The organism is Brachybacterium fresconis, from assembly GCF_017876515.1.
Lineage (GTDB): Bacteria > Actinomycetota > Actinomycetes > Actinomycetales > Dermabacteraceae > Brachybacterium > Brachybacterium fresconis.
This window is the reverse complement of the sequence record NZ_JAGIOC010000001.1, coordinates 3,072,916-3,087,630: the sequence shown is the minus strand read 5'-3', so window position 1 is coordinate 3,087,630 and position 14,715 is coordinate 3,072,916. Positions and strand designations below refer to the sequence as shown.

8 protein-coding genes are annotated in these 14,715 nt (G+C 74.6%); 1 reads left to right on the top strand and 7 read right to left on the bottom strand.

What is annotated here, in order from left to right:
• The first annotated feature begins 87 nt into the window (after positions 1 to 87).
• Positions 88 to 3,333, top strand: a complete 3,246-nt coding sequence (locus JOF44_RS13795; RefSeq protein ID WP_209896023.1) for a YhgE/Pip domain-containing protein — start codon at positions 88 to 90, stop codon at positions 3,331 to 3,333.
• Between the two features lie 154 nt (positions 3,334 to 3,487).
• On the opposite strand, the gene JOF44_RS13790 is transcribed toward JOF44_RS13795, so the two are convergent.
• The 7 genes from JOF44_RS13790 to JOF44_RS13760 all read right to left on the bottom strand — a co-directional run bounded on the left by JOF44_RS13790 (position 3,488) and on the right by JOF44_RS13760 (position 14,690).
• Positions 3,488 to 4,864: a UDP-glucose dehydrogenase family protein gene (locus JOF44_RS13790; RefSeq protein WP_245349475.1), complete on the bottom strand. Its 1,377-nt coding sequence runs from the start codon at positions 4,862 to 4,864 to the stop codon at positions 3,488 to 3,490.
• Positions 4,865 to 4,866: 2 nt separating this feature from the next.
• Positions 4,867 to 7,434, bottom strand: coding sequence for a phosphotransferase (locus tag JOF44_RS13785; RefSeq protein WP_209892514.1), 2,568 nt, complete (start codon positions 7,432 to 7,434; stop codon positions 4,867 to 4,869).
• The gene (locus JOF44_RS13780; protein ID WP_209892511.1) at positions 7,431 to 9,386 is read right to left on the bottom strand and encodes an ABC transporter ATP-binding protein; all 1,956 of its coding nucleotides are present in this window, start codon (positions 9,384 to 9,386) and stop codon (positions 7,431 to 7,433) included. Before JOF44_RS13780 ends, JOF44_RS13785 begins: the two co-directional genes overlap by 4 nt.
• Positions 9,383 to 10,558 carry a glycosyltransferase family 4 protein gene (locus tag JOF44_RS13775; protein WP_209892508.1) on the bottom strand — a complete coding sequence of 392 codons (1,176 nt, stop codon included), beginning with the start codon at positions 10,556 to 10,558 and terminating at the stop codon, positions 9,383 to 9,385. Before JOF44_RS13775 ends, JOF44_RS13780 begins: the two co-directional genes overlap by 4 nt.
• 2 nt (positions 10,559 to 10,560) lie before the next feature.
• Entirely contained in the window at positions 10,561 to 11,862 is a 1,302-nt protein-coding gene (locus JOF44_RS13770) for a glycosyltransferase (RefSeq protein WP_209892505.1), read from the bottom strand.
• A complete protein-coding gene (locus JOF44_RS13765; RefSeq protein ID WP_209892502.1) occupies positions 11,852 to 13,054 on the bottom strand; it encodes a glycosyltransferase family protein in 1,203 nt (400 codons plus the stop codon). The genes JOF44_RS13770 and JOF44_RS13765 overlap by 11 nt, the downstream gene beginning before the upstream one ends.
• Before the next feature lie 142 nt (positions 13,055 to 13,196).
• A complete protein-coding gene (locus tag JOF44_RS13760) occupies positions 13,197 to 14,690 on the bottom strand; it encodes a UDP-glucose dehydrogenase family protein (RefSeq protein ID WP_209892499.1) in 1,494 nt (497 codons plus the stop codon).
• Positions 14,691 to 14,715: the final 25 nt, after the last annotated feature.

The window sequence follows — 14,715 nt, the reverse complement described above, 5'->3', positions numbered from 1 at the left end:
GGCCGATGTGCCCGTGGCGTTCGACGCGCCACATTTTGTAACTCACCGGTAACAATCTCAATACACGAATGTATCGTAAGGTCCGTGATGGGAATCCTCCGTGCACTCCTGACCGCCCTCTCCTCCGTGCTCCGCGCCGTCCGGTCCGGGCTCGGTGCTGGCGCGCGCCGTCTCGGTGACGGCCTCGCCGCCGCCGGCCGCGGGCTCCGTGCCGCGGGCTCCGGGGCCGTCGCCCTGCTGCCGGGCGAGTGGAAGAAGCCGATCGCGGCGCTGTTCGTCGTGGGCCTCGCCCTGGTGCCCCTGATCTACTCCGGCAACATGACGTGGTCCTTCCTGGACCCCAGCAACAACCTCGACCGAGTCACGGCCGCCGTGGTCGACGAGGACGAGGGCGCCACGGTGACGACACCCGGGGGGACCGACAGCGGCGACGAGACCCACATCGACGTGGGTGCCGAGTTCACCGACACCCTGGTGGACATGGACAAGGAGACCGTCTACGACTTCGTCGAGGTCTCCCCCGCCGAGGCGCGGCAGGGGCTCGAGGACGGGACCTACGGGGCGACGGTGCAGATCCCCTCGGACTTCTCCGCGAACGTGGCCTCGCTGGGCGGCGACGCCGAGGAGGCCGCGCCCGCGCTGCTGACCGTCACCACCAACGACTCGGTCAACTACGTGGGGGGCAATTTCACCAAGTCGGTGGGCACCGCGCTGACGGACTCCCTGCGGGCGAGCGTGCTCGAGGACTACCTCAGCAACGTCTACGTCGGCTTCACCACGATCCACGACGGGATCGCCGATGCGGTCGACGGCTCGACCGAGCTGGCGGACGGCTCCGCCGAGCTCGCCGACGGCACCGGCGACCTGGTCGACGGCACCGGGGAGCTCACCGACGGCACCGCCCAGCTGGTCGACGGTTCCGAGCAGCTCTCGGCAGGTGCCTCGCAGCTGCACCAGGGCAGCCTCGACCTGGTGGTGGGCCTGGACCAGCTCGCCGCCGGCGCGGTGGAGCTCCGCGACGGCACCGCCCAGCTCAACACCGGCGCGCAGCAGCTCAGCGCCGGGCTGGTCACGCTCGACGAGAAGGGCCGGCCCCTGCAGGCCGGCGCCTCCGAGCTCGCCGCGGGCACGGACGAGATCGCCGCGGGGGCCTCGGACCTCTCGACCGGGGCGAGCCAGGTCGCCGGCGGCACCGAGCAGCTCGATGAGACCGTCGCGGCGGCCCAGCAGCGCCTGGACGAGCTCGGCGTGAGCTCCGAGAGCGTCCAGAGCACCAGCGACGACCTGGTCACGGCGATCGACGAGCTCGAGGACGCCGCGACCGCGGCCGCCGAGGGGCTCGAGCAGCCCGCGACCGACGCTGGCACCCTCTCCGAGGCGGCCGGTCGGCTGGACGAGACCGCGACCGGGGTCGACGAGAGCGCGCAGCAGCTCGCCGACGACACCGCGCAGCGCACCGAGGACGCCGGAAGCCTGCAGGAGGACGCCGGGAGCATCTCCGCGGACGTCGACGACCTCGACGGGGCGGTGCAGGGCACGCAGGACGCCACCGCGACCGCCGCGGACAGCGCCGGGACGTCCGCGGACGGCGTCCGGGAGTACACCTCGAGGGTCGACGATCTCGCGGCCCGGTACTGCGCCGACGGCGGCGGGACCGGCGGGGACGCCAGCGACGGGGGTGGCGGGGACGATGCCGCGGGCGGGGCCGATCCGGCCCTGTGCGAGGAGCTCACGCAGCTCTCCGGGAGCTCGCAGGCCACGCGCGAGGACGCCGACACCGCCGCGTCCGACGCGACCACGGCCGACACCACCGCCGGCGAGGCAGCGGACCGGTCCACCGACGTCTCGGACACCGCCGACCGGATCTCGGCGTCGGCCGAGGACATCGGCACCTATCTCGAGGACCTCTCGACCACGACCTCGACCATCGCTGACGGCACCTCCCAGGTCGCAGGGACCACCGGCACCCTCGCCGAGGACGCCACGAGCCTGGACGCGGACCTCGCCACCCTGCGGGAGGAGGCCGTCGCGGCCGCTCCGGGAGCATCGCAGGACGCCTCGGCCGCCGACCTGGCCGCCGATCTCGCCGCCCAGGCCCGCACTGCGGCCGAGGCGCTGCCCGAGGCCTACTCCTCCCTCGAGCAGGGCGCCGCGGACATCCACCGGCTGAACTCCGGTGCCCAGGACGTCTCCACCGGGGCGGAGCGGCTCGCGGCCGCGACCGGGACCGCGAGCAGCGGTGCCTCCGATCTGGCCTCCGGCGTGGACCAGTACGCCGACGGCGTCGGCAGCGCCCGCAGCGGCGCCGAGGAGCTCGCCGGCGGCTCCCGAGAACTGGTCGCGGGTGCCGATCAGCTGGCCGACGGTGCCCTCGACGCCCGGTCCGGGGCAGGGCGGCTCGCGGACGGAGCCGGGCAGCTGGACGAGGGCACGGACGAGGCCGTCGACGGCACCCGACAGCTCGACGAGGGCGCCCGCGAGCTCGATGACGGCGCGCAGGACCTCGACGAGGGGGCCGGTCAGCTGGCCGACGGCTCCGCCGAGCTGCGCGACGGCCTCGAGGACGCCGAGGAGCAGGTCCCCTCCTACACCGACTCCGAGAACGAGCACCTCTCGCAGACCGCCTCCGACGCGGTGCAGATGGACCTGCAGCGCGAGCACGGCGTGGGACGCTTCGGCGAAGGGCTGGCGCCGCTGTTCCTCGCGATCAGCCTGTGGGTGGGCGGTATGGCGATCTTCCTGATGATGCCGCCGTTCTCCGAGCAGGCCGCTGCCCGCGGGGCGGGCCCGGCGCGGCTGCTGGCCGGAGGTCTGGTGCCGGCCTTCCTGCTGGGCCTGGTGCAGTCCGTGATCGCGGTGGCGGCCCTGCACTGGGCGGTGGGGATCACGATCGAGGACGTCCCGCTGATGTTCGGGCTCTCCGCGATCACCTCCCTGGTGTTCGTCGCGCTGAACCACGGGTTCGGAGCCCTGTTCGGCCCGGTCGGGAAGTTCGTGGCACTGGTGCTGATCGCGCTGCAGATCTCCGGGGCCGGCGGCACCTATCCGGTCCCGACGCTGCCCCCGTTCTTCCAGGCCATCCATCCGTTCCTGCCGATGACCCATGCCGTGGACGCCTTCCGCGGGGCGATCGGTGGAGGCTGGATCGACCCGCGCGGCGACCTGCTGTGGCTCGGCGGCTGGCTGGTGCTCGGCATCGCGCTGGGGCTGATCGGCGCCGTGGTGCAGCGGCGGCGGGCGCTGCGGCATGAGGGCCCCGACGATCCCGCCGACGACGAGGAGGATGCCGAGGGCACCGAGTTCTTCGACGCCCCCGCGCCCGGCACGGCCTGAGCGCGGCGGGCGACCTGACCTCAGGGCACGCCCGTGCATGGTCGGATGCCGGCGTCACAGCGCACGTCCTGGCTCTATGGGCAGCGTGCCCCCGATGACGCCAGGACCCGACGGTGATTCCCCGATGGCCGACGTCCGTGGCCAGCACCGGCCGTCAGGCGGGGACCAGCACCGAGGGCGTCGCCTCCGGGGAGGGGACCCCGCGCGGCGCGGCCGCCCGGCCCAGGGACCGGATCTCCCAGCCGGCCTCGCGCCACTGCCGGGGGTCCAGCACGTTGCGGCCGTCGATCATCCGCGGCATGTCGACGAGGCGGCGGGTCGTGGCCGGGTCGAGATCTCTGTACTCGCGCCATTCGGTCAGCAGCACCACCAGGTCCGCCCCGGCCAGAGCGTCCTCGGTCCCCGCGACCACCCGCTCCGGGCCCAGGCGGCGGGCAGCCCCGGCCAGGGCCTCCGGGTCGGTGACGCGCACATCGGCGCCCGCCTCCAGCAGCCGGGCGGCGACGTCCAGGGCCGGGGAGTCGCGCACGTCGTCGCTGTCCGGCTTGAAGGCCGCGCCGAGCACCGTGATCCGGCGCCCGGCCAGGTCGCCCAGCATCTCCGCGGCGAGCGTGACCACGCGGGCGCGGCGCCGCTGGTTGACGGCGTCGACCTCGTGCAGGAAGCCCACGGCCTCTCCGACGCCGTGTTCCTCGGCGCTGGCGAGGAAGGCGCGGAGGTCCTTGGGCAGGCAGCCGCCGCCGTAGCCGACGCCGGCGCGCAGGAACTTGTGCCCGATGCGGTCGTCCATGCCCAGCGCCCGGGAGACGTCGGTGACGTCGGCCCCGGTGGCCTCGCACATCTCGGCCACGGCGTTGATGAAGGAGATCTTGGTGGCCAGGAAGGCGTTGGCGGAGACCTTCACCAGTTCGGCGGCCTCGTACCCCATGACCAGCCGGGTCACCCGGTGCTCGAGGAGCGGGGCGTAGACGGCGTCGAGCAGCGCGACCCGGTCGTCCTCGACGTCCGGGTCCGGGACGCCGTAGACGAGCCGGTCCGGGGTCAGGGTGTCCTGCACCGCGAAGCCCTCGCGCAGGAACTCCGGGTTCCACATCAGGCGTACTCCCGCGACCTGCTCGATCGTCGCGGCGAGACTGCGGCTGGTGCCGGCGGGGACGGTGGACTTGCCGACCACGAGGGTGGCCGCTCCGTCGCGGGCGGGCAGCACGGCGGCGAGGGAGGCGATCGCGGAGCGCAGATGGCTGAGATCGGCGCCGAACCCGTCGGCCTGCTGCGGGGTGCCGAGTCCCAGGAAGTGCACGTCGGCGTGGGCCAGCTCCTCGTAGTCGGTGGTGAAGCGCAGGCGGCCGCTGGCCAGCCCGCGCCGCAGCAGCTCCTCGAAGCCGGGCTCGTGGAAGGGGGCGCGGCCGGCCTGCAGTGCGGCGACTCGCGCGGGGTCGACGTCGAGGCCGATCACGTCGTGGCCGAGCTCGGCCATGCTGGCGGCGTGGACGGCTCCGAGGTAGCCGATCCCGATCACGGAGATCTTCAGGGTCATGACGTCACGGTCCTCTCATCGGGGGTGGTCGAGGGGTCGGAGGGAAGGGTGGGGCGATCGCCAAGGGCGGTCGACGGGCGGCCCGGGGTGCTCGGCGGCCCCGCGGGATCGGGCGGGCTCGGGTCGGTGCCGGGCACCAGCTCGGCGGCGAGCGACCGGGCGAGGACGCGCCATCGCGGGCGGAAGGCGTAGACGCAGGCCAGGCGCGCGAGAGTGCCGGCCTCGTAGGCGGCGAGGGTGGCGGCCGGGATGCGGCCGCGCAGGGCGGCGGCATCGATCTCTTCCCGCACCACCCGGGCGTGCTCGGGGCTCCAGATCTCCTGCAGCTCGCGCCAGCCGGCATGGGCGCGCAGATTGGCGAGGTCGAGGGCGGGATCGCCGAGCGCGGTGGTGTCGACGTCGAGCAGACCGGGGGCGAGTCCGGGCGCGTGGAGGATCTGCTTGTCGTGGAGGTCGCGGTGGATCAGCGAGGGCTGCGCCGGGGTCTCGAGCCGGGACAGCTCGCGCCGGGCCGCGCCGGTGGCGCGCTCGCGCATGGCGGCCCCTGCCGGATCGACGTCGGCAGCCCGTCGGCGCCAGGTCTCCAGCACGGCGATCTCCTCGGCGGGGCCGTGGATCGTGCCGTCCCGCGGCTCGGCGGGGGCCGCGGCGAGCGCCTCGGCCCAGGCCAGCAGGGTGTCGCGCCAGGCCCGGCGCCAGGTGCCGTCCGCCAGCGACAGCTCCTCGTGCAGGGTGGTCCCGGTCAGGGCCGCCGTGGTGCTGCTCTCCTCGTCGGCGGCGACCTCGCGCTGGAGGCGGAAGGGGCCGTCGAAGGAGCTCGTACGGGTCAGGGCGTCGTGGATCCGGCCGGCGCGTCCGGGGCGGACGATCTTCACGTACCGCTCTCCGGCGGGATCGCCCGGGGCGCCGATCCGGACCACGGCGCGCTTGCCGGGTCGGTGGGAGACGACGCTGGCGTCCGGGTCGGCGGCGAGGCGACGGGCCAGGCCGGGCAGGCGCGGGTCCGTGCCCGGAGCGAAGACGGTGGCGGATCCCGTGGTGGGGTCCAGGCGTGCGCCGCGCAGCCCCCGACCCCCGGACGGCCCGTCGTCGGCCCGCAGTTCGAGCGGGAGGCCGCGGCCGTCGTCGGGCCAGGCCCTGGCCACCTCCCAGACGGTCCCGTCGGCCAGGACCCGGGCGGGGACGAGCGGCGCGCACGAGGACGCGGTGGCGGCCCCGGTGCCGTGTGCGGCCCGCTGGCCGCTGCTCGCGGAGGGTACGACGTGGCCGGTCGCGACCGGGAACGGGAGCGTCTCCGGCGCGGCGAGGATCTGCTCGGCCAGCTCGAGCCGACGCACGACGGCGGTGGGCCAGTCGGGGTGGAATCGGCGGATCGGGTCGGTCGCGGCGGCCAGGAGGGCGCGGGCGGTCCAGACCGCCAGCTCCTCGTCGGTGGGCAGATGCCCCTCCCGGGCGTAGCCGTCCAGGAAGGCGTGGGCCAGGTCCTCGGTGCCGGCGACCAGGCAGGAGGCCAGCCATGAGCCGAGATCCGCGCCGAGCGGGCCGCGGCCGGAGCGGTCGAGATCGACGATCCGGATCTGCGGGGACGAGGGGTCGGCCGCCGGGCCGAGGCTCATCAGCACCTGGTCCGGGGAGAGGTCGCCGTGGATCAGACCCTGCCGAGGACGTTCGGGCAGCCGGTCCCGCAGCTGGCGGGCGAGGTGCTGCGCCACGCCGGCGCTCGACGGCAGCAGCGTCGCGATCGGGTCCAGCACGTCGGGCACGGCGGTGCCGAGACGGGCCGCGGGCAGGTCGTCGCCGGCGAGCGCGGCGCCGTGGAGGCGGGCGAGCGCGGCCCCGGTCGCGGCCGCCGCAGGCATGGCCCGGTCGTCGCGAGAGTGGTGGGCGAGGTCGCCGTCGCCCCAGTGCTCGCCGATCAGCACCGAGGACTTCCCGTGCCAGGCCCGCTGCTGAAGGGTGGGCACCCCGAGCGCGAGCCAGGACCGGGTGACGTCGAGGATGTCGTCCAGGGGACGCGCGGCCAGGCGCAGCACCTGCTGGGTTCCCGGCAGGTGCAGGACGGCGTGGCGGGCAGGGTTGAAGCTGAGCACACGCAACGAGCTCGCCGCGGTGGAGCCGGCAGGGCCGACCGCGCCGGTGGCTCCGAGCCAGCGCAGCACGCGGTGCACCCTCCGGCCGATCCGTGGGTCCGCTTCGAGCCCCCCGCTGAGCAGGTAGGGGCCGTCACCGGGGCTGTCGTGCTGGAGCAGCGGGGCGCCGGAGCGGGCGGCACGGCGCAGGGCGCCGTCCCGCTTGTGGCGGGAGGCGACCAGCAGGGTCCACCCGACGTCGGCCAGCACCCGGCCGGGTGCGGCGGCCGGGCCGGATTCGGCGGAGGCGGTCCGGTGATGGGAGACCAGGGCGCTCGCCCCGGGCTTGACCCGGGCGCGGCTCAGCGCGAGCGCGTGGCCGTGCACGTCGCCCAGAGCGTCGGCGTCCAGCAGGGTCCGGGCGCCGGGCAGGTCCGCGTAGGCGGCCAGCTGCGCGGCCGGGTCGAAGACGGTGGTGGCGTCGACGGGGGTCATGAGCGGGCCTGACGGGGAAGGGCCGGGGTGCCCAGGTGCCAGGCGTCCTCGGCCCCGGGGGCACCCACGGCGCCGCGGGCGTCCTCGTCCTGGTCGATCTCGTCGTCCTGGTGTCTGTCCTCCTCGTCCTGGTCGTCCTCGGAGGCGCGCTGCTCGAGGATCCACCGGGCGTAGTACGAGTCGGGGTCTGCGGCGAGCTCGGCGGGGCTGCCGTCCTCGAGGATCTCGCCGTCCTCGAGCCACAGCACCCGGTCCAGGCCTTCGACGGCCCCGGCGTCGTGGGTGATCGAGATGGTGGTGCGCGAGCGGGAGAGCTCCCGCAGCGACTCGCCGACCTGAGCCTTCGAGGCGGGGTCCAGGCCGGTGGTGGGCTCGTCGAGGACCACCACGGGCGAGTGGCGGATGAGGGCGCGGGCGATCGCGATGCGCTGACGCTGGCCACCGGAGAGGGTGTCCCCGCGGTGGCCGAGCTCGGTGTCGTAGCCCTGCGGGAGGCTCGTGATGAACGCGTGGGCCCCGGACCGGCGGGCCGCCTCCTCGATCTCGGCGTCGGTGGCGTCCTGGCGGCCGTAGCGGATGTTCTCGCGCACGGAGACGGAGAAGAGCACGGACTCCTGAGGCAGGACGGAGACGTGTCGGCGCAGGTCCTCGAGGGTGACGGTGCGGGTGTCGTGCCCGCCGACGAAGATCGCCCCGTCCTCGGGCTCGGCGAGGCGGATCAGGTAGGACACGAGGGTGGACTTCCCGCCGCCGGAGGGGCCGAGGACCCCGAGATGCTGCCCGTCCGGGATCGTGAGGTCCAGCCCGTCGAACAGGTGTCGGCCATGCCCGTCCCGGGAGCGGATGCCGCAGAAGGCGACGGTGCCGGGGGCGCCGCGCAGGGGCACGGGGTCGCTCGGGTCCTGGATCTCGATGCGCTCGTCGAGGAGGTCTGCGATCCGCTCCCCGGAGGCGGTGGCACGGGCGATGCGGCCGGTGTACTTGGCCATGTCCCGCAGGGGCTTCATCGCGATCTTCAGGTACATCATGAACAGCACCAGGTCACCGGGGGTCATGGACCCGCGCAGCACCTGCAACGACCCCGCGACCAGCACCGCGGCCTGGGCGATGCCCACCAGCACGTCAGTGGAGCGCTCCAGCCCGGCGGCCAGGCGCTTGGCCTTCACCCCGGCCTTCATGGCCTTCTCGTTGCCGCCGGCGAACTCGTGGGCGACGGTCTTCTCCAGCCCGTAGGACTGGACCACGCGGATCGCCGAGAGCGCCTCGGCGGCGGCCCCCACCAGGGATCCCTCTCCCTTGCGGGTGCTGCGGGAGGCGGTGACGATGTCCGGGGAGGAGCTGCGCGAGAGCAGCAGGTAGCCGATCGCGGCGACCACCACGATCGCGGCCAGCGTCGGCTCCAGGATCGTCATCACCACCAGCAGCACCACGAGGGTGAACACGTTGCCTACCAGCGGCAGTCCGGCGGTGACGGCGACATCCTGGAGGCGGCCCATGTCCCCTACCAGGCGCTGGGAGGTGTCCCCGATCGAGGCCCTCTGGTGGTAGCGCAGGGACAGGGCCTGGACGTGGTCGAAGACCCGGGTGCGCAGCTCGGTGGCGATCCGCGCGCCGACCTTCGCGAAGGCGACGGTGGCGAGGTAGTTGGTCACCGCCCGGCCCGCGACGATGATCACCAGGCCGATCGCCGCGGCGATCACCGTGCCGGTGAGGTCGAGGCCGAAGGGTGTGGCGTCGGGCATCGACGCCCCGAGCGAGGCGGTCACGGCGTCGACCGCGTACTTCAGCGGCCAGGGCTCGAGCACGCGGAACACGACGTCCGCGAGCAGGGCGCCCAGACCCAGCAGGCACAGCAGCAGGTGGCGGGGCAGATGAGGACGGACGATCCGCAGGGTGCGGCGCAGGGCCGACGGGTCGATCCGGTCCTTCTTCGTGCGGGCGGCGGAGCTCATGCGACCGGCACCTCCATCGTCTCCAGCAGGGCGCGGCAGCGGCTGCGCCAGTCGTGCTCGGCGACGGCGGTCTCCCGCGCGGCGCGGCCCAGGCGGGCGCGGCGGGCGGGGTCGCCGGCGAGGTGGTCGAGAGCAGTGGCCAGGGCGTCCACGTCCCCGGGCTCGACGAGCACGCCGAGCTCCCCGTGGCGCAGGACGTCAGGGAGGGTGCCGATCGCGGAGGCGATCACCGGCACCCCCGCGGCGAGGTACTCGTAGACCTTCAGCGGGGAGAAGTAGTGCTCGCCGGCCGGGTAGGGCGCGGTGGCGATGTCGAACCCGCGCAGCACCTCCGGGACGAGCTCCGGGGCGACGGCGCCGCGGAAGGTGACGCGCTCGTGCATCCCGAGCTCCGCGGCGAGCTGCTGGAGCTCGGCCTGCTGGGGCCCGGTCCCGCAGATGTCCAGGCGCAGTGGGCCCCGGGTGCGGGCGAGGGCGCGCAGCAACAGGTCGGTGCCATGCCAGGGCTTGAGCGTGCCGACGAAGCCGACGGTCACGGGACGTTCGGGGCTCACGGGGCCCACGGGGTTCACTGCCGCGGCCGACGGGGTCTGCTCGCGCGGGGTGATCCGGGCGGTGTTGACCCCGTTGGGGGTGACGACGACGCGCTCGGCGCTCGCGCCCTGGCCGCGGGTCCATGCGGCCACCGTCTCGGACACGCAGGAGACCACCTGGGCACTCTGCAGCTGGGCGCGGGTGGCCGCCTGCGCCGCGGACTCGTCGTGCAGGTGGCGGTGGCGGCGCTGCTCCTCGATCAGGGGCGCGTTGACTTCGAGGATCCCGGGCGTCGGGGCACCGGTGGCGGGCGTCGCGAGGCGGACGAGGGCGTCGGAGAACAGCGAGTAGCGCTCGTAGGCGAGGTCGAAGCCCTCGGCCGCGATCTCGGCGGCGATCGCTGCGGAGGCCTCGGCCACCGCGCGCTCGCGCTCGGCGCCGGAGCCCTTCGGCAGGCGGCGGCGCACGTCGAGGTCGGCGAGGTCGGCGGGCACCTGGTCGTCGGTGCGGGTGCAGAACACGGTCACCTGGTGGCCGTCGGCCCGCAGCGCCCGGATGACCTCCTGGACGTGCACGGAGGCGCCCTTGGTGCCGAAGACCCCGATGCCGGGATCGAGCAGGATGTAGGCGATGCGCATGGTCAGCTCCTCGGGACGGGGGCGGCGGCGAGCGCCGGCGCAAGGGGACGGGCGGGGGCGACGGGCCGGTCGGCGGCGACGGGATGCTCGGAGGCCTCGACCAGGGCGCGCAGCCGGGCGGCCTGCCCGTCGGAGGCGTACTCCGCCTCGATCAGCGCTCGGGCCGCGTCGGTCAGGCGGCGCCGCTCGGGGCCCGCGGCGATCACCTCGCGCAGTGCGGCGGCGAGCGCGGCGGTGTCGCCGCTGGGGATCAGCCAGCCGGTCCGCCCGGTGCGCACCACCTCGCCGACGGCGGTGACGTCGGCGGCGATGCAGGGGATGCCGCTGGCCATCGCCTCGAGCAGCACGGTGGGCAGGCCGTCGGCGTTGCCGTCCTCGGCGATCACGAAGGGGGCGGCGAACAGATCCGCCTCCTGCAGCAGGGCCCGCACCTCCTCCTGGGTGCGGGGGCCCGTCAGCTGCACGGACCCCTCCAGGCCGCGCTCCCGGATGCGCTCGGCGAGCTCCTCGTGCAGCGGACCGTCGCCGACGATCTCGGCGCTCGCGTGCACGCCCTCCTCGCGCAGCGCGGCGATGGCGTCGATCAGGTGCGCGAAGCCCTTCTTCTCGACCAGGCGGCCGACGGCGAGGATCCGCGGCACCGGGTGCATCTCGGGCCTCGGCAGGTACTCGAAGCGCTCCAGCTCGAGTCCGTTGCGCACCAGGTGCAGGCGCTCGACGGCCGCGTCGCCGAAGCGTTCGCGCAGATGGTCGAGGTTGTAGCGGCTGATGGTGACCGCATGGTGGGCGTCGCGCAGCTTGCGGGCGAGGTCCGCGTCCTCCACGTCGCGGTGGAAGATGTCCTTGGCGTGGGCGGTGAAGGAGTAGGGCAGGTCCGCCAGTCGGCCGGCGAGGCGGGCGACGGTGGTGGCCATCGAGGCGAAGTGGGCGTGCAGGTGGGTCAGGCCGTGCTCGCGGGCCAGGCGGGCCACGGTGATCGCCTGCTCGGCCTCGTCCGCCTCGACCGCGACCATCTCCTGCAGGCTCTCGGAGAGTCCGGAGGCGATCTGCGGGTCGGTCATCCCCTCGCGCCAGGTCTCCCAGAGTCGTCGCGGGCTGGAGGAGCGTCCGATCGGGATCACGGGGGCCTGCACGCGGGCGAGCTCGGGGTGGAAGCGGGCGTCGGTCGGGGGCCGGAGGGAGAAGATGACGATCTGCTCCCCGGCGGCCTCGCGGGCCAGGATCTCGGAGACGATGAAGGTCTCGGAGAACCGCGGGTACATCTTCAGCACGTAGCCGATGCGGCGGGGCTGCTCAGACAGCATGGATGCTCACCTCTGCGGGGGTCGGGGCGGCGGGCTCGATCAGGGCCGCGGCCAGGTGGGGGACGACGGTCAGGCCGTCGAGGTCGATGTCGTCGCGGGGGGTGCGGGAGGTCACGGCGCGGTGCCACCAGGAGGTGACGTCCGCGGCGGTCAGAGCGCCGATCTCGCGGGTCTCCAGGGCGCCGACGGCGGCCAGGGCCAGCGCGCGGCGGGGCTGTTCCTGACGGCGACGGCTGCGGGGCACGACGAGCGCGGGGGTGTCGGTGACCAGCAGCTCGGCGATCGTGTTGTAGCCGCCCATGCACACCACGGCGGCGGCGCCGGCGATCAGCTCCGGCACGTCGGGCGCGCTGCGGAGAACCGTGGTGCGCTCATCGGCGCGGCCTTGCAGCTCGGCGACCTCCTCGGGGGGCATCTGGGGGCCGGCGATCAGCAGGTGGCGGTGGCCGGCGGGCAGCTCGGCGGCCACCGCGAGGCGGGCGAGCTCGACGCCGTCGGACCCGCCGCCGAGCACCGTGAGCACGTACGGGGGCACGGGGGCGACGGGGGACCGGCCGGGGGCGGAGGGGCGTGCGGCGGGTCGGCCGCGACCGAGATAACCGGTGGTGGTGGCCAGCTCGGCGAGCGGGCGGGGCAGCTCCCCGGTGCGGCGCGGGTCGTAGACGTGCTCGTCGCCGTAGACCCACACGGCGTCGAGGTGGCGGGCCACGTGCTCGGCTCCGCCGAGGCGGTCCCATTCCGCTCCGGCCACGCGCGGGGCGTCGAGGACCTCGCGCAGGCCGAGCACGACGCCGCCGCCGCGGGAGCGCTGGCTGCGCAGCGCGGGCAGCAGCTCCCCGTCGATGCCGAAGGGGTGGCGGTCGATGATCAGCAGGTCGGGGCGGAGGGCGGCGAGCGCGGCGTCGATGGCGGCGCTGCGCAGGTCGCGCAGGACGGCGGCGTCGGTGCCGAGGTGCCTCGGGGCGTAGCCGTCGCCGCGGCGGGTCAGGCCCGGCAGCACCAGCCAGTCCCAGCCCTCCGGGAGCGGGTCGCGGCCGGCGTCCGGGTGCCCGGCGATCAGCAGACCGCGTACAGGGGTGCCGGTCAGCGCCGGGAGGTGCTCGGCCAGCGCGTAGGCGAGCGCCCGGTTGCGGCGGGCGTGGCCGAGTCCCACGGAATCGTGGGAGTACAGCGCGATCGTGGTGGCCGCCATGGCTCCTGCACCTCCTGAGTGCTCGATGAACGCCAGGAGAATCGCATGTGGCCATGAGGGGACGATGAGCCGTCGATGAGGACTTTCTCAGACGTATCGCACGGGACCCGATCGTGGGTGCCGCCCGGGCAGGAGGATCGGATCAGCCCCGCGAGAGCAGCGGGGCCGCCGGGTCAGGACCGGCCGTGGAGGCCGCTGCGGCCCGCCCGTGCGCCGCGGGAGGCTCGTGCGCCGCGGGAGGCTCGTGCGCCGCGGGAGGCTCGTCCGCCGCAGGCTGCCCGGCGGTCTCGACCTGCGTGCCGGCGCGGGCCGGGGCGTCGGGTCGACCCAGGGCTCGCAGCTCCCATCCTGCAGCGCGCCAGGTGCGCGGGTCGAGCACGGCACGGCCGTCGATGATCCGCGGGGCTGCGACCAGCTCCGCCGCGACCGACGGGTCGAGGTCGCGGTATCGGCGCCATTCGGTCAGCAGCAGCACGAGCTCCGCCCCGCGCAGCGCCTCGGCGGTGTCCTCGACGGTGACCAGCCCCTCGACGTGGCCCCGTGCGTTCTTCAGCGCTTCCGGGTCCGTCACCGTCACATGGGCACCGGCTGCCATGAGCCGAGAGGCCACCTCGAGGGCCGGGGAATCGCGCACGTCGTCGCTGTCGGGCTTGAACGCGGCGCCCAGCACCGTGATGCGGCGGCCCCGGAGGGGCCCCAGCATCTCGCGGGCCAGCTCCACGACCCGCACCCGACGGCGTTGATTGATCGCGTCGACCTCGCGCAGGAAGCCGAGGCTCTGCCCGACGCCGAGGTCCTCGGCGCTGGCGATGAAGGCCCGGATGTCCTTGGGCAGGCAGCCGCCGCCGAAACCCACCCCGGCCCGCAGGAACCTGCTGCCGATCCGGTCGTCCATCCCCAGGGCCCGGGAGACGTCGGTGACGTCGGCGCCGGTGGCCTCGCACAGTTCGGAGATCGCGTTGATGAAGGAGATCTTGGTGGCCAGGAAGGCGTTGGCGGAGACCTTCACGAGCTCCGCGGCCTCGTACCCCATGACCAGCCGCGGCGTCCCGCCGTCGAGGATCGGTGCATAGACCGTATCCAGCATCCGGATCTCGGCGTCGGCGGCCTCGGGGTCGCGCACGCCGTAGACGACCCGGTCGGGCTCCAAGGTGTCGCCCACGGCGAAGCCCTCGCGCAGGAACTCGGGGTTCCACAGCAGGCGCACGCCCTCGATCCGCTCGAGGCGCTCCGCGAGACCGCGGGCGGTGCCGGCAGGGACCGTGGATTTGCCGACCACGAGGGTCGGGGAGCCGTCGCGGGCGGGGAGCACCGCGGCCAGGGCGTCGACGGCGGCGTGCAGGGAGGCGAGGTCCGCCCCGAAACCGTCGGCCCGCTGCGGCGTGCCCAGGCCCAGGAAGTGCACATCGGCACCGGCGATGTCCTCGTACTCGGTGGTGAAGCGAAGTCGGCCGAGGTCCAGACCACGGCGCAGGGTCTCGTCGAAGCCGGGCTCGTGGAAGGGTGCCCGACCGGCCTCGAGCTGCCGGACGCGCCGGGCGTCGACGTCCAGGCCGACCACGTCGTGGCCGAGCTCGGCCATGCCGGCGGCGTGAACGGCGCCGAGGTACCCCACACCGATGACGGAGATCTTCATCGCGGACCCGCTTTCTCGCGCTGCC